20 protein-coding genes are annotated in these 19,886 nt (G+C 40.5%); 8 read left to right on the forward strand and 12 right to left on the reverse strand.

The window, feature by feature from the left end:
- Positions 1 to 18: 18 nt before the first annotated feature.
- Both HMPREF9010_RS17445 and HMPREF9010_RS17440 read right to left on the reverse strand, forming a co-directional pair.
- On the reverse strand, positions 19 to 1,542 hold the full coding sequence (locus HMPREF9010_RS17445; RefSeq protein ID WP_008647961.1) for a xylulokinase: 1,524 nt from the start codon (positions 1,540 to 1,542) through the stop codon (positions 19 to 21).
- 119 nt (positions 1,543 to 1,661) lie between these two features.
- Complete coding sequence (locus tag HMPREF9010_RS17440) at positions 1,662 to 2,393, reverse strand: NUDIX hydrolase (protein ID WP_004295874.1); 732 nt, start codon at positions 2,391 to 2,393, stop codon at positions 1,662 to 1,664.
- Positions 2,394 to 2,733: 340 nt separating this feature from the next.
- On the opposite strand from HMPREF9010_RS17440, the gene thiD reads away from it, so the two are divergent.
- The 4 genes from thiD (at position 2,734) to sucD (ending at position 6,733) form a co-directional block, all read left to right on the forward strand.
- A complete protein-coding gene (gene thiD, locus HMPREF9010_RS17435) occupies positions 2,734 to 3,570 on the forward strand; it encodes a bifunctional hydroxymethylpyrimidine kinase/phosphomethylpyrimidine kinase (RefSeq protein ID WP_004316408.1) in 837 nt (278 codons plus the stop codon).
- Positions 3,571 to 3,620: 50 nt separating this feature from the next.
- Complete coding sequence (gene fabD / locus HMPREF9010_RS17430; RefSeq protein WP_004309342.1) at positions 3,621 to 4,508, forward strand: ACP S-malonyltransferase; 888 nt, start codon at positions 3,621 to 3,623, stop codon at positions 4,506 to 4,508.
- A 201-nt stretch (positions 4,509 to 4,709) separates the two neighbouring features.
- Positions 4,710 to 5,840, forward strand: coding sequence for an ADP-forming succinate--CoA ligase subunit beta (sucC, locus tag HMPREF9010_RS17425; RefSeq protein WP_008647964.1), 1,131 nt, complete (start codon positions 4,710 to 4,712; stop codon positions 5,838 to 5,840).
- A 32-nt stretch (positions 5,841 to 5,872) separates the two neighbouring features.
- Positions 5,873 to 6,733 (forward strand): succinate--CoA ligase subunit alpha, encoded by an 861-nt coding sequence (gene sucD / locus HMPREF9010_RS17420; protein WP_004309340.1) that lies wholly within the window; start codon positions 5,873 to 5,875, stop codon positions 6,731 to 6,733.
- 110 nt (positions 6,734 to 6,843) lie between these two features.
- Here the strand turns inward: sucD and HMPREF9010_RS17415 are convergent, their stop codons facing one another.
- Positions 6,844 to 7,623 carry a DUF4396 domain-containing protein gene (locus HMPREF9010_RS17415; protein WP_004303313.1) on the reverse strand — a complete coding sequence of 260 codons (780 nt, stop codon included), beginning with the start codon at positions 7,621 to 7,623 and terminating at the stop codon, positions 6,844 to 6,846.
- A gap of 137 nt (positions 7,624 to 7,760) precedes the next feature.
- Here HMPREF9010_RS17415 and HMPREF9010_RS26325 point away from each other — a divergent pair, with 137 nt between their 5' ends.
- Positions 7,761 to 7,934: a hypothetical protein gene (locus tag HMPREF9010_RS26325; protein WP_004303314.1), complete on the forward strand. Its 174-nt coding sequence runs from the start codon at positions 7,761 to 7,763 to the stop codon at positions 7,932 to 7,934.
- 62 nt (positions 7,935 to 7,996) lie between these two features.
- Here HMPREF9010_RS26325 and HMPREF9010_RS17410 read toward each other — a convergent pair whose 3' ends face one another.
- The 7 genes from HMPREF9010_RS17410 to HMPREF9010_RS17380 all read right to left on the reverse strand — a co-directional run bounded on the left by HMPREF9010_RS17410 (position 7,997) and on the right by HMPREF9010_RS17380 (position 14,880).
- Positions 7,997 to 8,242: an RNA recognition motif domain-containing protein gene (locus tag HMPREF9010_RS17410; protein WP_004295865.1), complete on the reverse strand. Its 246-nt coding sequence runs from the start codon at positions 8,240 to 8,242 to the stop codon at positions 7,997 to 7,999.
- 276 nt (positions 8,243 to 8,518) lie between these two features.
- Positions 8,519 to 9,241 (reverse strand): LytR/AlgR family response regulator transcription factor, encoded by a 723-nt coding sequence (locus tag HMPREF9010_RS17405; protein ID WP_004309337.1) that lies wholly within the window; start codon positions 9,239 to 9,241, stop codon positions 8,519 to 8,521.
- Positions 9,238 to 10,299, reverse strand: a complete 1,062-nt coding sequence (locus tag HMPREF9010_RS17400; RefSeq protein WP_008647965.1) for a sensor histidine kinase — start codon at positions 10,297 to 10,299, stop codon at positions 9,238 to 9,240. The genes HMPREF9010_RS17405 and HMPREF9010_RS17400 overlap by 4 nt, the downstream gene beginning before the upstream one ends.
- Positions 10,296 to 11,012 carry a histidine kinase gene (locus tag HMPREF9010_RS17395; protein WP_224440793.1) on the reverse strand — a complete coding sequence of 239 codons (717 nt, stop codon included), beginning with the start codon at positions 11,010 to 11,012 and terminating at the stop codon, positions 10,296 to 10,298. The genes HMPREF9010_RS17400 and HMPREF9010_RS17395 overlap by 4 nt, the downstream gene beginning before the upstream one ends.
- Positions 11,013 to 11,353: 341 nt before the next feature.
- The gene (locus tag HMPREF9010_RS17390) at positions 11,354 to 12,247 is read right to left on the reverse strand and encodes a DUF6268 family outer membrane beta-barrel protein (RefSeq protein ID WP_004303320.1); all 894 of its coding nucleotides are present in this window, start codon (positions 12,245 to 12,247) and stop codon (positions 11,354 to 11,356) included.
- Between the two features lie 198 nt (positions 12,248 to 12,445).
- Positions 12,446 to 13,948 (reverse strand): glutamine synthetase family protein, encoded by a 1,503-nt coding sequence (locus HMPREF9010_RS17385; protein WP_008647968.1) that lies wholly within the window; start codon positions 13,946 to 13,948, stop codon positions 12,446 to 12,448.
- Positions 13,949 to 14,076: 128 nt separating this feature from the next.
- Positions 14,077 to 14,880, reverse strand: a complete 804-nt coding sequence (locus HMPREF9010_RS17380) for a DUF4846 domain-containing protein (protein ID WP_008647969.1) — start codon at positions 14,878 to 14,880, stop codon at positions 14,077 to 14,079.
- A gap of 206 nt (positions 14,881 to 15,086) precedes the next feature.
- Here HMPREF9010_RS17380 and HMPREF9010_RS17375 point away from each other — a divergent pair, with 206 nt between their 5' ends.
- Positions 15,087 to 16,007 (forward strand): helix-turn-helix domain-containing protein, encoded by a 921-nt coding sequence (locus tag HMPREF9010_RS17375; RefSeq protein ID WP_008647970.1) that lies wholly within the window; start codon positions 15,087 to 15,089, stop codon positions 16,005 to 16,007.
- Here the strand turns inward: HMPREF9010_RS17375 and HMPREF9010_RS17370 are convergent.
- Entirely contained in the window at positions 15,997 to 16,968 is a 972-nt protein-coding gene (locus HMPREF9010_RS17370) for an aldo/keto reductase (protein WP_008647971.1), read from the reverse strand. The two genes, HMPREF9010_RS17375 and HMPREF9010_RS17370, sit on opposite strands and share 11 nt — an antisense overlap.
- A 202-nt stretch (positions 16,969 to 17,170) precedes the next feature.
- Between HMPREF9010_RS17370 and HMPREF9010_RS17365 the strand changes: the two genes are divergently transcribed.
- A complete protein-coding gene (locus HMPREF9010_RS17365) occupies positions 17,171 to 18,058 on the forward strand; it encodes a polyphosphate kinase 2 family protein (protein WP_004303329.1) in 888 nt (295 codons plus the stop codon).
- Positions 18,059 to 18,131: 73 nt separating this feature from the next.
- Positions 18,132 to 18,842: a DUF169 domain-containing protein gene (locus HMPREF9010_RS17360; protein WP_008647972.1), complete on the forward strand. Its 711-nt coding sequence runs from the start codon at positions 18,132 to 18,134 to the stop codon at positions 18,840 to 18,842.
- Positions 18,843 to 18,867: 25 nt separating this feature from the next.
- Here HMPREF9010_RS17360 and HMPREF9010_RS17355 read toward each other — a convergent pair whose 3' ends face one another.
- Positions 18,868 to 19,353, reverse strand: coding sequence for an IS110 family transposase (locus HMPREF9010_RS17355; RefSeq protein ID WP_232284321.1), 486 nt, complete (start codon positions 19,351 to 19,353; stop codon positions 18,868 to 18,870).
- Positions 19,354 to 19,886: the final 533 nt, after the last annotated feature.

A 19,886-nucleotide genomic window follows, 5' to 3' on the forward strand; every position in this document is an offset into this window, starting at 1 on the left:
TATTATTTAAATTGTTAATTATTTATCTGAAGAAAGAACCGGAGCCGGTATGTTACCGGTCATCGACTTTTCAAGACGGTATTTCCATTTTGCGTACGCGTCAGCATATTCCTGTCGTTTTGCCACATTAGGCTCAATCACATCCAGTTTGTCAAGCGTAGCAAATGCTTCATTGTTATCCTTGTAGATACCTGCACCGATGCCCGCACCTTTCGCAGCGCCTACGGAACCATCTGTATCGTAAAGCTCGATAGTAGCTCCTGTGACTCCCGCCAAAGTATCGCGGAAGATAGAACTCAAGAACATATTAGCGTGTCCGGCATGGATCATCTTCACGGGAATTCCCATCTGCTCCATGATATCAATGCCATATTTAAAAGAGAATACGATACCTTCTTGAGCGGCACGGATGATGTGGTGTTTACCATGTGCATTGAAGTCCAATCCACGGATGCTGCAACCGATTTCTTTATTGTTCAGCATACGTTCGGCACCGTTACCAAAGGGCAGAATACTGATTCCCGCACTGCCGATAGGAGCTTTGGAAGCCAATACATTCATTTCATTATAAGATATTCCTTCGGGAGCAATGTTGCGTTTTACCCATGAATTGAGAATACCCGTTCCGTTGATGCAAAGCAATACTCCCAAACGTGTCTGATCTATGGTATGATTGACATGCGCAAAGGTATTGACGCGTGACTGCGGATCATAGTTCACTTCACCGTTCACACCATAAACCACCCCTGATGTTCCTGCCGTAGAAGCAATTTCGCCCGGATTAAACACGTTCAAAGAAAGGGCATTGTTAGGCTGGTCGCCTGCACGATAAGTAATCGGTGTCCCTTCTTTCAGTCCAAGCTCTTTGGCAGCTATTGCATTTACACGTCCCTGTTCCGCGAAGGTCGGCTTAATATCTGCAATCAAGGAAGAATCAAATCCGTAATAATCCATTAAGAAATCAGCCACCCGGTTGTTCTTGAAATCCCAGAACATACCTTCCGAAAGCCCGGAAACAGTTGTACAGATTTCTCCACTCAACTTCATGGCAATATAATCGCCCGGCAGCATTATCTTATCAATCTGCTCATAGATGGCAGGTTCGTTTTCTTTAATCCACGCCAACTTGGAAGCGGTAAAATTTCCCGGCGAATTCAACAAATGAGAAAGACATCTCTCCTCCCCGATTGTCTCAAACGCTCTCTGACCGTATGGCACCGCACGAGAGTCACACCAGATGATAGCAGGACGCAATACATGCTGATTCTTATCAACACAAACCAATCCGTGCATCTGATAAGAGATACCGATGGCTTTAATTTCAGCGGCACTCACTCCGGATTCGGTCATAATAGCCTGCGTGGACAACTTTAAGTTTTCCCACCAACTTTCAGGATCTTGTTCCGCCCATCCGGGATTCACTGCAATAATATTCGCTTCTGTTTTCGGAAAAAATGCCGAGGATACACATTTACCTGTCTCCGCATTTACCAAACTCGCTTTTACAGACGAGCTACCTATGTCATAACCTAATAGAAACATAATTTTATTTACGATTTAACGATTTACTATTTACGATTTAACGCTCAATGTCCGACAATTAATACTTTAACATTCAACGCCTAATACATAATACTTGATACTTAATACTTGAACAGGGGCTACCTTCTTACCTTATTATATATCTTCTTATCAAATTTATAATAACGGGCAGCACGGTGAGCCACTCCTTGTTGTTTTTCTTCCAAAGGAACTACATATTCCATCATTGCTATTTTTTTATGGAAGTTACGCACGTCCACGGCTTTGTCGTATACTAATTCAAAAAGAGTCCTTAATTGTGCGGCTGTAAATTTACGCGGAAGTAGTTCGAACAACATGGAAGGATTAAATTCTACGAACTGACGAATATAAGTCATTGCCTCCTTTATAATCAGATTATGGTCGAAAGCCAGTGTTTTCACGTCTTTCAAAGCGACCCAGCAAGCCTGGTGATCGTCCAGATTCTTATCCAACGTACGATCTATCTTCACCATCGACAAATATGCAATGGTAACAATACGCTCCACTTTTGACTGCATAGCTCTTTCCAACCAGCGTACATCTTTCGGATTACTCGTTCTGTTTTTAGAACCAAATGCTTTAAACTGCATCAGATTCACATTTTTAAGTCCTGTCAGTTCATACAAAACTCGTTGTGCAGCTTCATCCAGGGCTTCATCCATATAGATAAGACTTCCGGGAAGTTTCATATCATGATATACTTCTCCATTATCCTCACCTGCACGTTTTACAAGCAACACTTTCAGTTGTTCTCCGTCAAAACCAATCACTACACAGTCTACTGATATATGATTGTTTGCTAGAGGTGTATTTTTCTGTAAATTTTGCATATACATTTCTTTAAGACGATGCAAATATAGAGGCTACAAACCATCAAAACAAAATAAGAAACATGCTATAAAACATTGTTTTTCATATAAATACATATCATACATTCTACAATATGAATAGTTAGTGTTATCTTACGAATTACAATATGTATTTTAGTATTTCCACGGGTGAGTAATTGTATAAAGTACAAAAACTAGATGGACGCTTTATTATCAGTACTTTTCATATCTTTTCCAACAGACGCCAGTAAAGGTACTTATTGTATTTTAAACGATATGTCATTTTGTACCTTATCGTTTTTTATTCTATCTTTGTCGGGTAAATATTAAAAAATCTAAAATGGAACGTCACCCAGTCATTTTATCCATTGCCGGCTCCGATTGTTCGGGAGGCGCAGGAATTCAGGCAGACATAAAAACAATCTCGGCTTTAGGAGGCTATGCAGCATCGGCCATCACTGCCATCACCGTACAAAACACACTGGGGGTACGTGCCGTACAGTCCATTTCTCCGGATATGGTTCGTGGGCAAATAGAAGCCGTGATGGACGACCTGCAACCGGTTGCCATCAAAATAGGAATGATAAATGACATTCAGATCGTTCGTGTAATTTCCGACTGTCTACAAAAATATTCGCCTGCATACGTCGTTTACGATCCGGTAATGGTGTCTACCAGCGGAAAGAAACTTATGACAGATGAAGCGATAGAAGAAATCAAAAAAGAACTTTTACCGCTTGTCACATTAATCACCCCTAATATTGATGAAGCAAAAGTACTTACAGGTAAAAGTATTCACAACATTCAGGATATGCAGACCGCTGCCAAAATGCTGACGGATGATTATCAGACTAATATCTTACTAAAAGGCGGACATCTGGAAGGAGACAATATGTGCGACCTTTTGCATACGTCCGAATTTATCTACCATATATATGAGGAGAAAAAAATAGAAAGCCATAATCTGCATGGAACGGGATGTACCCTCTCTTCCGCTATTGCCACCTATCTTGCCAAAGGCTACCCCATGCGAGAATCCATCCAGCATGCGAAAACATATATCACTCAAGCCATTATCGCAGGAAAAGAATTGAATATCGGTCATGGCAACGGCCCCTTATGGCATTTTCCGGACACCGTTGCACAAATGTGTACTTTTTGTGCGGTTGTATCATAAAAATACGTAACTTTGCACCCGCAATTAAAAATCAATTAAATAATAAAAATATGAAAGCATTTGTATTTCCCGGTCAAGGCGCTCAATTTGTAGGAATGGGTAAAGACCTGTATGAAAACTCAGCTTTAGCAAAAGAATTGTTTGAAAAAGCAAATGATATCCTCGGATATCGCATTACAGATATCATGTTCGACGGCACAGACGAAGATCTTCGTCAGACAAAGGTTACTCAACCTGCCGTTTTCCTTCACTCTGTTATTTCTGCTCTTTGCATGGGCGACGACTTCAAACCGGAAATGACTGCCGGCCACTCACTTGGTGAGTTCTCTGCATTGGTTGCTGCCGGTGCATTGAGTTTTGAAGATGGTTTGAAACTTGTTTATGCACGTGCAATGGCTATGCAGAAAGCTTGTGAAGCTACTCCTTCTACTATGGCTGCCATTATCGCATTGCCGGATGAGAAAGTAGAAGAAATCTGCGCAACAGTAAATGCAGAAGGTGAAGTTTGCGTACCGGCCAACTACAACTGCCCAGGACAAATCGTTATCTCCGGCTCTGTACCGGGTATCGAAAAGGCTTGCGAACTGATGAAAGCTGCCGGAGCAAAACGTGCTCTTCCGCTGAAAGTGGGTGGTGCTTTCCATTCTCCATTGATGGATCCTGCTAAAATAGAACTGGAAGCTGCTATCAAAGCTACAGAAATACATACTCCTAAATGTCCGGTATATCAGAATGTGGATGCACTTCCTCACACTGACCCTGCAGAAATCAAAAAGAACCTGGTTGCTCAATTGACTGCTTCTGTACGTTGGACACAATCAGTAAAGAATATGGTTGCTGACGGTGCTACTGATTTTACAGAATGTGGCCCGGGTGCAGTACTTCAAGGATTGATTAAGAAGATTGACGGTACTGTCAATGCTCACGGTATTGCATAAATATCCGTAAGACAGACTTCATCTTTAAATGATATAGAGCGTGTTGGTAACTATTGCCAACACGCTTTTTTTATATGAAAACCATAGATGAAATACAAACGAACATGTTGTAAAACACCCTGATACTTTTCTTTTCCGGCAAACTTTCCGAATCTTTCTTTTGTTTTTATTACAGGAATCATTTACTCAAATTTATGAGCCATGAAAATACATGAATATCAAGCGAAAGAGATTTTCTCCAAGTACGGAATACCTGTCGAGAGGCACACTTTATGCCGTACTGCCGCAGGCGTCCTGGCTGCATACCGGAGGATGGGAACAGACAGAGTGGTTATAAAAGCACAAGTATTAACCGGAGGCCGGGGAAAAGCCGGAGGAGTGAAACTGGTAAACAATACGGAAGATGCTTATCAGGAAGCCAAGAACATTCTTGGAATGAGCATTAAAGGTCTTCCAGTCAATCAAGTTCTGGTCAGCGAAGCGGTTGATATTGCTGCAGAATATTATGTCAGTTACACCATCGACCGGAATACACGTTCTGTCGTTCTGATGATGAGTGCGTCCGGCGGTATGGATATCGAAGAGGTAGCCCGTCAAACACCGGAGAAAATCATCCGATATTCAATCAATCCATTTATTGGTCTTCCCGATTATCTGGCAAGGCGTTTTGCTTTCTCTCTTTTTCCCCAAATGGAACAGGCGGGTAAAATGGCAGCCATCCTTCAGGAACTTTATAAAATCTTTGTGGAGAATGACGCGTCGTTAGTGGAAGTAAATCCGCTGGCACTTACAAAGAAAGGTACGTTAATGGCTATTGACGCAAAGATTGTTTTTGATGACAATGCGCTCTATCGCCATCCGGAGGTACATGCTTTATTTGATCCGACGGAAGAAGAAAAAGTGGAAGCAGATGCCAAAGATAAAGGATTCAGTTATGTCCACATGGACGGCAATATCGGTTGTATGGTAAATGGCGCCGGACTTGCCATGGCTACTATGGACATGATTAAACTTTATGGAGGTCAGTCAGCTAATTTTCTCGACATCGGTGGCAGCTCCAATCCTGTCAAGGTTATTGAAGCTATGAAACTCTTATTGCAGGATGAGAAAGTAAAAGTGGTCCTGATTAATATTTTCGGTGGGATCACTCGTTGCGATGATGTGGCAATGGGGCTCCTTCAGGCATTCGAGCAGATAAACAGCAATGTCCCCGTCATCGTCCGGCTTACAGGCACCAATGAACATATCGGACGGGAACTGTTACGGAATTACAGCCGTTTCCAAATAGCCACAACGATGAAAGAGGCTGCTCTTATGGCTCTGAAAGCATAATACGTACCAAATCACTAAAAAATAAAGCAATTATGAGCATACTAATAGATAAATCCACCCGTTTAATTGTGCAAGGAATCACTGGCAGAGACGGGCTTTTCCATGCCAAGAAGATGAAAGAATATGGAACCAATGTGGTCGGAGGTACTTCTCCGGGCAAAGGAGGAACAGATGTGGACGGAATCCCCGTATTCAACACCATGTATGATGCTGTCGAGCAGACAAAGGCTAATACCTCCATCATTTTCGTTCCGGCACGTTTTGCGGCAGATGCTATTATGGAGGCAGCGGACGCAGGCATCCGTATCATAGTCTGCATTGCAGAAGGAATCCCCACACTGGACGTGATTAAGGCACATCAGTTTGCCGAACAAAAAGGCGCCATGTTGATCGGGCCTAACTGTCCGGGACTGATCTCTCCGGGAAAAAGTATGGTTGGTATTTTACCGGGACAGGTCTTTTTAGAAGGGAATGTCGGAGTTATCAGTCGTAGCGGAACACTTACTTACGAGATTGTGTATCACTTAACGGCGAATGGCATGGGACAATCCACTGCTATCGGCATCGGGGGTGACCCTGTTGTAGGTCTTCATTTCCGTCAACTGCTGGAGATGTTTCAAAATGATCCGGAAACAGAAGCAATCGTTCTGATTGGAGAGATTGGAGGAAATGCGGAAGAGCAAGCGGCCGAATATATCCGCAATAATGTAACCAAACCTGTGGTAGCATTTATTGCCGGGCAATCAGCTCCTCCGGGAAAGCAGATGGGACATGCAGGAGCTATCATTTCGGGAAGTTCCGGTTCGGCAAAAGAGAAGATTAAATCTTTAGAAGCTGCCGGTATCCGGGTAGCACAAGAACCTTCGGATATACCGAAATTATTGAAAAGATAAACTCCCAAAGAGAAAGAAAAGACAAAAGTAGTCATATCATAACAGATGCAGATTCACTCCCTCAAATAAGTAATTACATACTTATCGTTTAGAGTAAATCTGCATTTATTTTACATACCTTTCTTTATACCTAATTTTATAAGAAGAGCATTCATAGGATATGCACAGAAGAAGCCGAAAAGCATAGCCAACTGCATCATAAACCAGAATATCCATGTGTCTTTGGGTAACGGTTCATTGATGAACAATACAAAATAGACAATCGCCATCCAGCCATACATTCCTACCTGCCAGGACAAAAGAGAAAAGAAATCCGCTTTGAAAGCACGAGCCAAGGCATTACCTACCGATATTTTTTCCATCTCCCGAATAGCATAGAATTGGAAATAAACACCAATCATCAAAGCCAGAATAAAGTCAAGTACCCAATTACCAAAGAGCTGACTTCCTGCCACAGTTACAGGAACATAGTTTGTAAACCACTCTCCTATGATATCTGCCAATGTACATCCTGCACCACAATGAAGCGCCGACAAAGCTACCGATTGCCAATAAGGACGTTGCATTCCTTGCATCGACATTTCTCCCTGCATGGCCATATCCATCTCCATATTATCTTTCATACCGGACATATCCATTCCCTTCATATCAGACATATCTTTCATGCCAGACATATCCATTTTCATCCCATCATCCTCAGCTTTCATCGGACTACTCCGTCCAAACTTATTATACGCCCATAAAGCTAAATAACTTCCCCATAATGCAGATAATATCCAGACTGCATTCATTATCTTCATTGATTGCGGACGATGTGTCAGGTCTATGGCAATATGTACTGCAATTCCGATACCTGAACATACTAAGAAAACGGCTATTAAATTGAGCATGGCTGTATGTTTTTTAAAGATTCAGATTACAAAACATCCTTTATTTGTGAATAGTTCACCCCATTACTTTTAATTTTATCCCGTCGAACTATTCCCCACACGAGTTGTTATCATTTTATAATCAGAACAATAGAATTATGAGCAGACGTAGACAATTAGAGCATGAAGTATCTGTTGCTCAAGAAAGAATAAAGAAAGCTGCAAAAGATACACCGAAGGATATCCTGAAATTATGGGAACAAGAGCTGGTAGACCTGGAATTGGAACTCAATAATATGGTGGATGATGAAGAAGATAACAATGAGGATTAACAGAAGAAAGGCGCGCTAGTTACCTAGTGCGCCTTTCTCTATTACTGTATATGTATTCAGTATTAATTCTTTGGCAATGCTTCTTTTACTACCATTGAACGACCTACATATTCTGCACCGTTCAATTGTTCGATAGCTTTAGCAGCTTCTGCATCATCCGGCATTTCGATAAACGCAAAACCTTTTGATCTTCTAGTTTCACGATCTGTGATTAACTTTACTGAAGCAACTGTTCCATACTCTTCCATTACATGTCTCAAATCTGATTCCTTAACATTATAGCTAAGATTTCCAATGTACAAATTCATAAAATACAAATATAAAAAATTAATAATTCAATAAGAAAGTTTTAGGAAGATCTTAATTAGAGATGGATATGCTCAAATAAATGAGAAGATTCATGTAAAAAAATCAAATCGTAATAAACCTCTTTATTGTTGTTGGTACAAAGGAAAGCATTATTTGGGGATATTGCACTATATTCTCTCCTTTTTCTTTCTGCAAAACATCTTTTTTATGAAAATAGGCCAATACTTAACGTTCTTATTCTTTTTATACCAAGCCATTCCATGTAAACTACCGGATTAGTCTTTCTGCAAATTCTTCGCTACAAATTCCTCAAAAAACGTTTTCTTATAGTTTCCACCTCCTATTCCTATCTCATAAGACTTAATAAAAATATCATTGGTATCAAAAGAGTCAATCCGTGAAGTATTGACAATATAGGACTTGTTTATCCGGAGAAACTGTTTAGCGGGCAGTTGCTCATGAATATTTTTCAGATTCATCTTAGTAATCACCCGCTGACCTTCCAATTGGAGAATGGAATAATCCTTTAGTCCTTCAATAAAAAGAATATCACTGAAGTTTATCTTGATATAGCGTCGTTCCGATTTGATGAAGATATATTCTTCCTGTATCTCCTCCACTCTTTCGGCTGTTTCCGACAATAACAGTTTATGATATACTATTGCCTTATTGACTGCTTTCAGAAAACGGTTCATTTCAATGGGCTTCACCAGATAATCAATGGCACTTACTTCATAACTATCGAGTGCATATTCCGCATACGCCGTTGTAAAGACAATCAACGTATTCACGGGAATGCTTTGCGCAAATTCTATTCCGGTAATTCCCGGCATCTGAATATCAAGGAAAATCAGATCAACCGTATATTCATTTATATAAGCAGACGCTGCGATAGCATTATTAAAGCTACCCACCAATGTCAGTTGTGGAATCTGCTCCACCAATGACTTCATACCTTTGCGAGCTACCGGCTCGTCATCAACAATAATACAATTCATAAGTTTAGATGTAAGTTGACATTATAAGTTGTTTCTTTATCTTCTATCTGTAGCGTATACCGTGATTCATAAAGTAAATCCAGTCTGCGTTTCACATTGGCCAACCCTATTCCCCCTTCCCGCTTAACAGGAACACGGGGCTTAGAATTTTCGCAACGAAACGTCAACTGTTTATTATGCACAGAAAAATACAAGTGAACATAAGATAAATTGTCGCTATCCAAATTATGTTTCACCGCATTCTCTACAAAAGGGATAAACAATAACGGAGGAATACAGATATTCTCCATATTTCCCTCTTGAAAGATTGTATATTCAAAATGATCCCTTCTCACCTTCTCCAATTCAAGAAAGCTGGTGAGAAACTGTATATCTGCAGTAAGAAATACTTCTCTTCTTGTACTGTCATTCAACTGGTAGCGAAGTAGATTGTCCAGTTTCTCCAATATCTGTGAAGCCTCATCCGGAGCATCCTTTACCAAAATATTGGCATTATTCAGCATATTAAAAAGAAAATGCGGATTGATCTGTTTCTTTAATTGTTGCAATTCTGTCTGTTTAGTCGCCTTCTCCAATTCAAGAATCTTTTTATCGGAGACAACCCAACGGCGGAATAGTTCAAAGCTCGTACAGCCACCTGCACTTAATAGCAGTACTAATACTCCATAAGCAATACTATCAAAAGAAACAGCGTGGTTATCCTGTATACAAAACCCACGAATACCGTATCGTTGATATAATGGAGACAGAAATATAAATCCTAATAATACACTCACTAAATTGACTCCGAGAAACGAAATCCAATAACACCATAACTTGCGCTTGGCCTTATACAGGAAACGGGGCACTAACCAATATATATTCAGATAGATAGGAAATGCAAAAACCAATATACTAACCGGATATGCATATAGGAAACCTTCTCTAGTAAAATCTCCATATACATTCTGAAAGCCCAAAAAGAGTATAATAAATAGCAATAGTAAATTACTGATAAGCCTGAAACGGTCATTTACCAGATTCTTCCCCCAATCGTATACATTCCAGGTATCTTTCATAATTCCAACATTAAACCAATGGTACACAGTGCCTCATCATTATAGCCACTTTTTAATTGATAACCTCCCGGATATAACAAGTCCAATCGTTGCCGTAACTTGTCAAAAGCAGGTGCTACTTGCAGACTTTCCTTTTTTCGCAGACAGTATGTACAAATAAATCGAAGCTGATTCTCTTCCATTTGAAAATCGATCCTTATATTTTCTCCCTTTCCATTCTCTCCACATACAGTTGTCTGAATCACATATTCTATCACAGGCATAAACAATAAAGGAGGAACTTGTATATAACGCACTTCATTCAGGATGTTGACTTCAAAATTAAACTCCGGATTACATAGTTTCTCCAACTTCATATAATCAGTCATAAAATCGATATCATCTCCCAACAATACCTGTTGCCGTTCACTTTCATAAAGTTGGTATCTAAGCAACCGACTTAATTTAAAGATAAGCAATGACGCCTTTTCTCCATCTTCTCCCAGCAAGGTTCGTACCTTATTCAATATTCTCGAAAAAAACTCCGGTTGGAGTTGATCTTTCAAATGATTTAGATCAGTCTGTATGCTAATATTCTCCAATTCATTTAATCGTTGTTGATAGGCCACCCAACGATGCAGAAAAATAGTAAAAGAAAAAGCCAGGAAATAGAGTATCAGTGCCAATGCATTTATCAACAGAAAGAAAGGGAGATCACTGTTTAGTCTTTGCATCTGTTCGGGTATAACATAATATTGCCCTAGAAAACAAATAGCACCAACCATGGCGGTCAGCATAAATCCAACAAGGCAACTCAAATATATGATATACTTTTTATATCTACGCTGAAACAGATAACCGGGAATTAACCAGTAAGTATGCAGATTTATGATTCCCCATAGAATGACAGAAAGTAAAAGACTAACTCCCGTAGAAAGATTTAGCCCTAAACTATCGCTTTCGACAAAAGTGCCTCTGAACACTAAAAAGGAGACTACAAGAAATATCCCAATTTGCTTCAGTAACGTATATAATAGTATCTTAACTGACATCAGGCGATAAAGTTACCATTTTTTTAGAACTTATACTTCATTCCCACCGAAACATACATTGCCGGTTTAAAATATGGATCAGTATCTTTAGACATATCTTCGAAGAAAGCCTTTAAAGTGCGGGTAGTGTAATAAGCTATTCTGCTACACGACACACCGGCAGTAGCAGTGATTGAAAAAGAATTCCCCATACTTACTTCCGGTTGTAAACCTACAATAATGAATTGCTGGGAAAACATAGTATCTTTTCCTTCTCTTTCCAACAATGCCAATGACCCGTTCATCTCTGCCACGATCCTTAGATTCAGATATTTATTCATTTTCATTCCTGCCGATACTTCCATGGCATTCAGCATCGAAACTTTAATTTGATAACGTCCTTCAGTGCTCCAATCAAAATAAATAGCAGGAAATACCATCGGATAACCAAATGTGTTGTTCACAGCCAATCCGGCTCCAAGAGATAAATTGGACTTGAACTGCCGGATGAAAATAACTCCTCCCTGTCCCAGAACATTCTTCAGTTTTACATCAGAAGAGGTATAGACGCCTGCACCGACAGTCGTCAACAAAAGCCATTTTTTGCTGATAGGGCGAATATTGGTTACGCTCAACTGCATATTTATAATTTGATCTATGTCTATGTAAGATTGAAGATTCTTATTATTCATTGCCGTATAGCTTCCTCCTGCCGAAATCATCCAAAGAGTTGGCTGATTTCTTTCATTCATTTTCTGTGATACGGGAATATTGACGTTCCCTTCCACAAAGCACATATCCCCTTTCCCGGGATACTGTCCGTTTTCATCTTTATATCGGGAAGAAGATATATACCCGGTTTTCACAGTAACCTGTGCCTGTATATTTTCAGGAAGTAATAGAAACAAGGCGAACGCACTTAACAAAATAATCCTCATTCTTTTATCAGTTTTAGGGTTTGAATGAGACAAAAGTAGAGTTTTACCGATCTGCGTAGAGAGTTTGTAGACCAAACCCGGCATTAAGTAGACCAAACCTGTAAATTTGTAGCCTGTTTGGTCTGAATGTATTATATAAAAAAATAAAAGACTACCTTTCAACCGAAGATAGTCTTTTATTCATATATCATTTTTTAATTATCCACAATGGAAATACTTATGTACGAGATCTAACATCTCCATCGGCTTTCCTTCCAAATCCGCACGCAATGTTTTATCTTCATAACCACGAAGTCTGCGGATGATACCGTCAATCATTGCCGGGCTGAATACATTATATTGTTCAAAGATTGCCCGTTGTTGTTGCAGACAATCGGCAGAAGCTTCACAGCTATCCGGCAGTTGCGCCAGTGATTTCAGCTTATCTTCGTTTTCTTTCTGATGGATATTCACATTTACATAAGTTTTTTCAGCAATGTCCAGCGCATTTTCAATCTCAAAACCATGACGGCAGGCAACAGCCAAACCAGCCAACAGTTGATACAAATCTGCCGAACCATCCGGAGAGCGCATTTCTACAGTCTGCTTCTGACTGGTGTCAAAATGACTTTCAACTTCCAACGGATTTGCCAATGTACACATATCTGTTTTTGCAGCCCATCCCAGAGGTACACGCACCAATACGGAACGGTTGCGATCTCCCCAGCAAACGTTGGTAGGTGCTTCCTGATGAGGAACGAGACGGAAATAAGAAGTAGGATTGGTATTTCCGAAGGCAGTAATTGACGGAGCAAGCACCATCATTCCGGCAATTGCCTTGCGTGCTGTTTCCGACAAAACACCGTCTTTCAGCATCTGGTTCTTTCCGTCTTTCATGATACGCATGTGGACATGCAAGCCCGAACCTGCTTTACCTGCCGTAATCTTTGGAGCAAAGGTTACATTGTATCCATATCTAAATCCCAGGTTACGAATCACCCATTTGGCAATCATTAATTGATCTGCTGCCTGCGATACGGGAACCGGCAGGAATTCTATTTCATTCTGCTCATAGATATAACCATCCAGCGTAAAATTACCCACTTCGGAGTGTCCATACTTTATTTGCCCGCCTGTCTGTGCGATGTAAGACATACATTGAGTACGGAACTCATTGAATTTAGCATAAGGGCCCGATTCGTGATAACCACGTTGGTCGGTTGCCTGAAACATACCAGTATCCGGAGCTATTACATAATATTCCAATTCGCCCATTGCCTGAAATTCCATTCCGGTAACTTCTGTAAAAGTTTTGCTTGCTTTGTAAAGAGTGTGTTCTGGTGCACTTTCGAGGGGTTCGCCGTCTTTATTGAAGAAAGAGCACAGCATAGACAGCGTCGGAATCTCGGCAAACGGATCAACGAATGCTGTGCAAAAACGGGGAATTACATAAAGGTCACTACTGCCCGCTTCTATAAATGAGAAAAGACTGGAACCGTCTACCCGTTCTCCACATGTGAGAATAGCTTCCAGATAAGCTTGATTGTTGATGACAAAGTTCAGAGTTTTCAGACGCCCGTCTCCCGCCGGATACATAAAATTAACCATGCGGATATCTTTTTGCTGGATAAATGAGATAATGTCAGCTTTTGTAAACTCTGAAGTTGGTTTTTGAAGGAATGCCACCAACTGGTTAGCATTCATTGATAAATCATAATTCATAATCGGTTGTTTTTCGTTGTTGTATGATTAAAACGGTTTGTTGAATGCCAAAGATAAGGAAAAGATGGAAAATCAAGTAAGAAAAGATTTAATTATTTCTTTGTTATGTTGCATTTATATCTATTCTCCTATTTAAAACGCTTCAGGTCTTTCTTCTCAAAAATCCATTCCGGAGTGTATAGTTTCCCAGTATCCGTTTCGGTCAGCTCGTACCAGGGAGAAAGGTTCCGGCTGGTTGGATTGACCAGGATATGAATCTGTTGGGCAGGCATATAGCTTTGCGCCAGAAGGAATACTTTCTTTCCGGTATTCGGATGAATGGCAATATCCATAACAATCACAGCATGACCGGGTGAACCGCCTTTAATAAAGACATCCCCGGGTTGCAAGGAAGTATAAAGCACAGCTGGGAGCTCACGAGATAAAGAGGCAGTTCCGGCATACATAAAAACCATATCGAGATAGTTACGGAAAGTTTTATAGGAATAATCCACTCCTTTTCCCGAAGCATACCATTGAACCTGATTACCGCTGACTTTTATTCGATTTCCCTCCGCCCATTTCTTGTATTCGGCAGTAAATCCACTTGTGAAGTTGAATTTTATATCTGTATACCGTTTATGTTTCCACAGATATTCCGCCCGCAGGCGTATCACTGCATCGGCACACTGCTGCAAATCACGATTGCCTATCTCCATATCTACGACTGCAAATGCGGCTGCCTGATTGGCTTTTTCTTTTCCATTGTAAAGTAACACTTTACTGCCTTTAGGCAATAATGACAAATTGCGCAAATAAGTTGTAAACGAATTATCGGAGCAGGTCTCTCTAACATATCCTGACGGAGGAGCGATTCTATCTGCAAGCCTCTCCTGTCCCCATGACTGAAAGACTGTGAAAAGTAAGCCTGCACACATTAACAAATACTTCATATCGGTTTTTCTTATTCCATATCCGGACAAATATAAGTAATTATTATGGAAAACGAAGTTGAATGTCTGTTTTTCTCCCGATTGAAGACGCTATCGTCTTAAAAATATGTAATATCGGATTCTGACTAAAACAAAGTGGCCTATACTCTCTTTTTTCTGTAAGAATAGTACGAACTTTGTTTTCCACAAATTATAATAGTGTTTTTATGGAACAGGTGGTAGATTTAGCTTTGCCCGAATACTTTGAAAGAATATCCGCAGAAGCTACCTTTCAGGAGCAATTGTCCGTCATAGATATGGATAACTCCCGTCGTTCACCGGTTCAAGTCAAAAACTATCCGATACGTTTGAAAGGCTATTCCCTCATCTTTGTTCTTTCCGGAGAAATTACAATAGGAATAAACTATTTATCGCATACACTGAAAAAGAACACGGTGATGCAGGTGTATCCGGATGATATTATAGAGCACACAGCTTATTCAGCCGATTTCAAGGGCTATCTCATCATTCATTCTGCTGAATTGAAAAAGGAAATAATGGCTATGACATCCGGCATCCGTCTGCAACAGGCGGGTCAGTTGAAGAAATTACATACCAGGCAAGAGTTGAGTGAGGAAGAAAGCCTGCGTTTGAGAAAACAGGTTGAACTCATTAAAAGTTATATTCCTGATAAAGAACACGTCTACCACTCTTACGTCATCAAGAATCAGATTATAAATCTATTCTTTGACCTTGACAACTGCCGCTGGCATAGGTATGGCGACGGAGAGCTGGGACTATCCCGCAGTGAAACCCTCCGTCAACGGTTCAGGGAATTACTTATGGAAGAATGCCGGATGCACAGAGAAGTCACTTTTTATGCAGACAAACTTTGTGTTACTTCTGATTATTTATCGAAAGTGGTCAGAGAATATGATGGGCAGTCAGCAGCAAAGTGGATTATCAATGCAGTGATTACAGAAGCTAAAATTCTACTTCGTGAACCGGACAAGACGATCAACCAAATCGCAATAGAATTGAACTTCCCGGATCAGTCTACATTCGTGAAGTTCTTTAAAAGGAATACAGGTCTCTCACCATTGGAGTACAAGAAAGGTGAAAAGACAACGAATGGCGTTAGAATTTAAACAGCCCGTTCTCGTCCAGATTAATCGGTAACATTGCCGAATTGGAAGCATATTCTTTAGGGATTATCTGCTCGATACGTTGCAAATCCTCCGGACTAAGGTGAATATCAATCGCTTTCACGGTATCGTGAAGCTGATCGACAGTACGCGAGCCTACCAAAGCCAATATGTCATCCCCCTGCGCCAATACCCATGCAATGGCGAGTTGCGATACAGATACGTTCTTCTCATCGGCCATTTCTTTCAACAGTTCGAGCCGTGAAACGGCTTGCTTTAATTTCTCGGCAGCTTGCGGTGGCATCCGTTGACTCAATCCCGCAACTTTTCCGGCAGGATTGCTACCTCCAATTACTCCATGAAAGAGGTTGGCGAATGTAACCACATCAATACCCAATTCTCGTGCAGTGGGTAGAATCCCCTCTTCAATGTCACGATCCAGCAAGGAATATCGTACTTCAACCAAACTGATAGGATGAACGGCATGCGCCCGACGCAACGTTTCAGCATCTATCTCGGTGATCCCGACACTACGCACATAACCAGCTTTTACAAGATCGGCAACGGCACCAATAGTATCTTCCACCGGGATGTGCGGATTGATACGTGCTGGCTGATAGAGGTCAACATAATCTGTGCCTAATCGTTTCAAGGTGTAAGCCAGATAATTTTGTACGTTCTGCGGACGGACGTCAATACCATAGAACCGATCATCTGGAGTGAGCATTCCACCAAACTTGACGGCGATAAAAATGTCTTCGCGCTTCCGGGTTTTCAAAGCCTCGCGGATCACCAGTTCACTTTCTCCGTGACCATAAAAGTCCCCTGTGTTCAGATACGTAATTCCACTGTCCAGCGCGGCATGTATCGTGTCGACTCCCTGCTGAACGTCAGCCATTCTCATGGCACCCAGTCCGATACGTGAAAGGGTGATACCATTGGTTTCTTTATTCAAATACTTCATTGTTTCTTTTATTATATAGTACTAATTCGATTGCAAATTTCGGATAAATTCCTTCATGATACCAGAGCAATATCCGTTCATTTTTGGTCATTATCCGTCAAGAAGCCTCTTTCTCATGAAATGTCTCAAACATACTGATTATAAAAACCAATTGACTGCCTCAACTGTTTTATTTGAATAGAACTATTAAAACTACCGTCACATGAAAAAGGATATTCTAAAAGACCTGCTGGCAAAGCCCGGAAAGAAACATTTGGTATCGGATTTTGACTCGTCATTCACTGGCGATTTATCCAAACAAGACGCTAAAGAGCAACTGGCAAAGGATATTGAGAAGCTTTCGGAGCTGCAAAGTATGCTTTATGCACAAGACCGGTATTCAATCCTGATTATCTTTCAGGCGATGGATGCTGCAGGAAAAGACGGGACTATCAAGCATGTGATGTCCGGCATTAACCCACAGGGATGCCAGGTGTATTCGTTCAAACAACCGTCTGCTGAAGAACTGGACCATGATTATCTCTGGCGTATCAATCGCTCTCTCCCGGAAAGAGGACGAATCGGCATTTTCAACCGTTCGCACTACGAAGATGTGCTGATTGCCAAAGTGCATCCGGAAATTATTCTATCCAACAAGTTACCAGGTGTCGAAACCATAAATGACATTGATCCCGACTTCTGGAAGCGTCGTTATCGACAGATCAACGATTTTGAACGCTATCTGACGGAGAATGGAACGATTGTCCTGAAATTCTTTCTCAATGTATCGAAAGCCGAACAGAAAAATCGATTCATGGAGCGACTGGACGATGCATCTAAAAACTGGAAATTCTCTTCGGCGGACATCAAAGAGCGTCAATTCTGGGAGGACTATATGAATGCTTATGCCGATGTACTGACGGAGACATCAACGGAACTGGCTCCATGGTATATAATCCCTGCCGATAATAAATGGTTCATGCGTTACGCAGTAGGACGAATTATTTGTGACCGGATGCAGCAATTGGATTTACATTACCCCAAACTGTCGAAAGAGGGATTGGAGAAGCTGGAAGAGTGTAAGAAAAGTGTATCAAACATTAACTTTTAAATCACTTGCGCTTATCCTTTTTTATTCTAACTTTGTAGAAAGACCTACATAAAGAACCAAAATTGATAAGCTTATGGACATCCAAACTTTTATTCAAAATTTCAGAGAGGCATTCGGAAAAAATGCTGAATTGCCTCTTGTTTTCTGGTACTCGGACGAGCAAAAAGGAGAAACAGAAAAGATAAACGGTTGCTTCTTCAAAGGTATGAAGACGGTAAGAGATGGTGGTATTATCAGCCTGAATGCTGAAAACATCGGTTGTGGCGGCGGTAAATTCTATACTGGCTTCACCGAAATGCCAGAACGTGTACCGACTTTCGTTTCGCTCAAAGAGAAATACAAACAGACTCCTGAAATGGTCATCGACTTTATACAGCAAATCGGAGTTCCCCGAACAGAAAACAAGTATCTTCATTTTGCACGTATAGATAAGGTAGAAAGCCTTGAAGAAATAGAAGGTGTCGTATTTCTGGCAAATCCGGATATGCTTTCGGGCTTGACCACTTGGGCTTTTTATGATAATAACGCAGCAGATTGCGTCGTTTCTACCTTTGGTTCCGGCTGTAGTGCTGTAGTGACGCAAGCCACGATAGAAAATCGTAAAGGAGGCAAACGCACTTTCCTCGGTTTCTTCGACCCATCGGTTCGCCCTCATTTCGAAGCTGACAAACTAAGCTATACCATACCTATGTCCAGATTTAAAGAGATGTATGAGACGATGCGCCAAAGTTGTCTATTCGATACGCATGCATGGGGAAAGATTAAAGAAAGAATGAACGGATAATCTCCCATAACGAAATTGCATATCATTATACAATTATCGGGACATTAGGTTTTAGCTGGGATTGATATTTAGCCCTATCTGCAACAAGCATACTGCGTTCTGTTGATAAGTTTTTGAGTTTTTGTATTATAAGCTCTGATGCGGTATACGGTTGTAGGCAATCATTATATCTTTCTGCATACATTGCTATTCGGCAGGCATCTATTTTATCATTTTTGCCACGAGGTATTCCATGACAATATTTTATTTTAGCTGCATCTTCCAAACATAAGTAGACTCCTATACTTTTTGTTGCACAGACCAAAGGATAGGTATATTGCCCTGTATGTTCCGCACAGACAACCAAACTGTCCTCAGAGAGGAAAAATTTCTCAAACGTTCTTGTTAACCAAGATTTAATAGAGGATAGATCATTAGGAATAACATCATAAAGGATGTCCTTACCGTTACTCCTTAAACATAAATCCAATTTTTTCTTACTCACATCAACTCCTAAATAAAAAACTTTCATACTTTTGTTTTTGAACATTAAACAAAAAAGAAAGGACCTGAACTTGACCTAATAACCTTAAACAGGTTTACTGAAATTCTTATATGGGTTTGAGTTCAAGGAAGGAGCAAAAGGACCGAATAGGGACTTAGACTTGACTTCTATTGCCGCTGATGGTTTTCCTTTTGCTTTCCTTTCAATATCAATTCAAAGATAAATATTTTGATGCTGCAAATCTAAGGTTGCCGCTAGGGCGATCCCCGAGCGAAGAGTTTTTGTTATTTAATGAAAGTTTACAGCCCGAAGTCTTGCACTTATAAGAGAAGATACATAATTTTGCAAAATATCTAAAATGACAACTTATACAGGAATTACAAAGGGACAAGTAAACTTATTTAGGTTTTAAAAAATATTGAGTAAACGAACTTAGGTATAACAAGCGAAGTTGTCAACTAAATCCAGTACAGTACAATCCTGCCTGTCCTATTTTGTTTCCCAGTGTGGAACTTATAGTTTCACGCTTTGAAACCATCAGTTTCACACCGAGAAACCAT

It is taken from the genome of Bacteroides sp. 3_1_23 (assembly GCF_000162555.1).
GTDB lineage: Bacteria > Bacteroidota > Bacteroidia > Bacteroidales > Bacteroidaceae > Bacteroides > Bacteroides ovatus.

Bases quoted from the DNA above. Each gene is read 5' to 3' on its own strand.
- HMPREF9010_RS17370 (WP_008647971.1), bottom strand. From the start codon at position 16,968: ATGAAGTATTTGAATAAAGAAACCAATGGTATCACCCTTTCACGTATC.
- HMPREF9010_RS17395 (WP_224440793.1), bottom strand. From the start codon at position 11,012: ATGCAAAGACTAAACAGTGATCTCCCTTTCTTTCTGTTGATAAATGCA.
- HMPREF9010_RS17380 (WP_008647969.1), bottom strand. From the start codon at position 14,880: ATGAAGTATTTGTTAATGTGTGCAGGCTTACTTTTCACAGTCTTTCAG.
- sucD (WP_004309340.1), top strand. From the start codon at position 5,873: ATGAGCATACTAATAGATAAATCCACCCGTTTAATTGTGCAAGGAATC.
- HMPREF9010_RS26325 (WP_004303314.1), top strand. From the start codon at position 7,761: ATGAGCAGACGTAGACAATTAGAGCATGAAGTATCTGTTGCTCAAGAA.
- HMPREF9010_RS17405 (WP_004309337.1), bottom strand. From the start codon at position 9,241: ATGAATTGTATTATTGTTGATGACGAGCCGGTAGCTCGCAAAGGTATG.
- HMPREF9010_RS17400 (WP_008647965.1), bottom strand. From the start codon at position 10,299: ATGAAAGATACCTGGAATGTATACGATTGGGGGAAGAATCTGGTAAAT.
- HMPREF9010_RS17385 (WP_008647968.1), bottom strand. From the start codon at position 13,948: ATGAATTATGATTTATCAATGAATGCTAACCAGTTGGTGGCATTCCTT.
- HMPREF9010_RS17360 (WP_008647972.1), top strand. From the start codon at position 18,132: ATGGACATCCAAACTTTTATTCAAAATTTCAGAGAGGCATTCGGAAAA.
- HMPREF9010_RS17445 (WP_008647961.1), bottom strand. From the start codon at position 1,542: ATGTTTCTATTAGGTTATGACATAGGTAGCTCGTCTGTAAAAGCGAGT.
- HMPREF9010_RS17390 (WP_004303320.1), bottom strand. From the start codon at position 12,247: ATGAGGATTATTTTGTTAAGTGCGTTCGCCTTGTTTCTATTACTTCCT.
- HMPREF9010_RS17355 (WP_232284321.1), bottom strand. From the start codon at position 19,353: ATGAAAGTTTTTTATTTAGGAGTTGATGTGAGTAAGAAAAAATTGGAT.
- HMPREF9010_RS17415 (WP_004303313.1), bottom strand. From the start codon at position 7,623: ATGCTCAATTTAATAGCCGTTTTCTTAGTATGTTCAGGTATCGGAATT.
- HMPREF9010_RS17365 (WP_004303329.1), top strand. From the start codon at position 17,171: ATGAAAAAGGATATTCTAAAAGACCTGCTGGCAAAGCCCGGAAAGAAA.
- thiD (WP_004316408.1), top strand. From the start codon at position 2,734: ATGGAACGTCACCCAGTCATTTTATCCATTGCCGGCTCCGATTGTTCG.
- fabD (WP_004309342.1), top strand. From the start codon at position 3,621: ATGAAAGCATTTGTATTTCCCGGTCAAGGCGCTCAATTTGTAGGAATG.
- HMPREF9010_RS17375 (WP_008647970.1), top strand. From the start codon at position 15,087: ATGGAACAGGTGGTAGATTTAGCTTTGCCCGAATACTTTGAAAGAATA.
- HMPREF9010_RS17440 (WP_004295874.1), bottom strand. From the start codon at position 2,393: ATGCAAAATTTACAGAAAAATACACCTCTAGCAAACAATCATATATCA.
- sucC (WP_008647964.1), top strand. From the start codon at position 4,710: ATGAAAATACATGAATATCAAGCGAAAGAGATTTTCTCCAAGTACGGA.
- HMPREF9010_RS17410 (WP_004295865.1), bottom strand. From the start codon at position 8,242: ATGAATTTGTACATTGGAAATCTTAGCTATAATGTTAAGGAATCAGAT.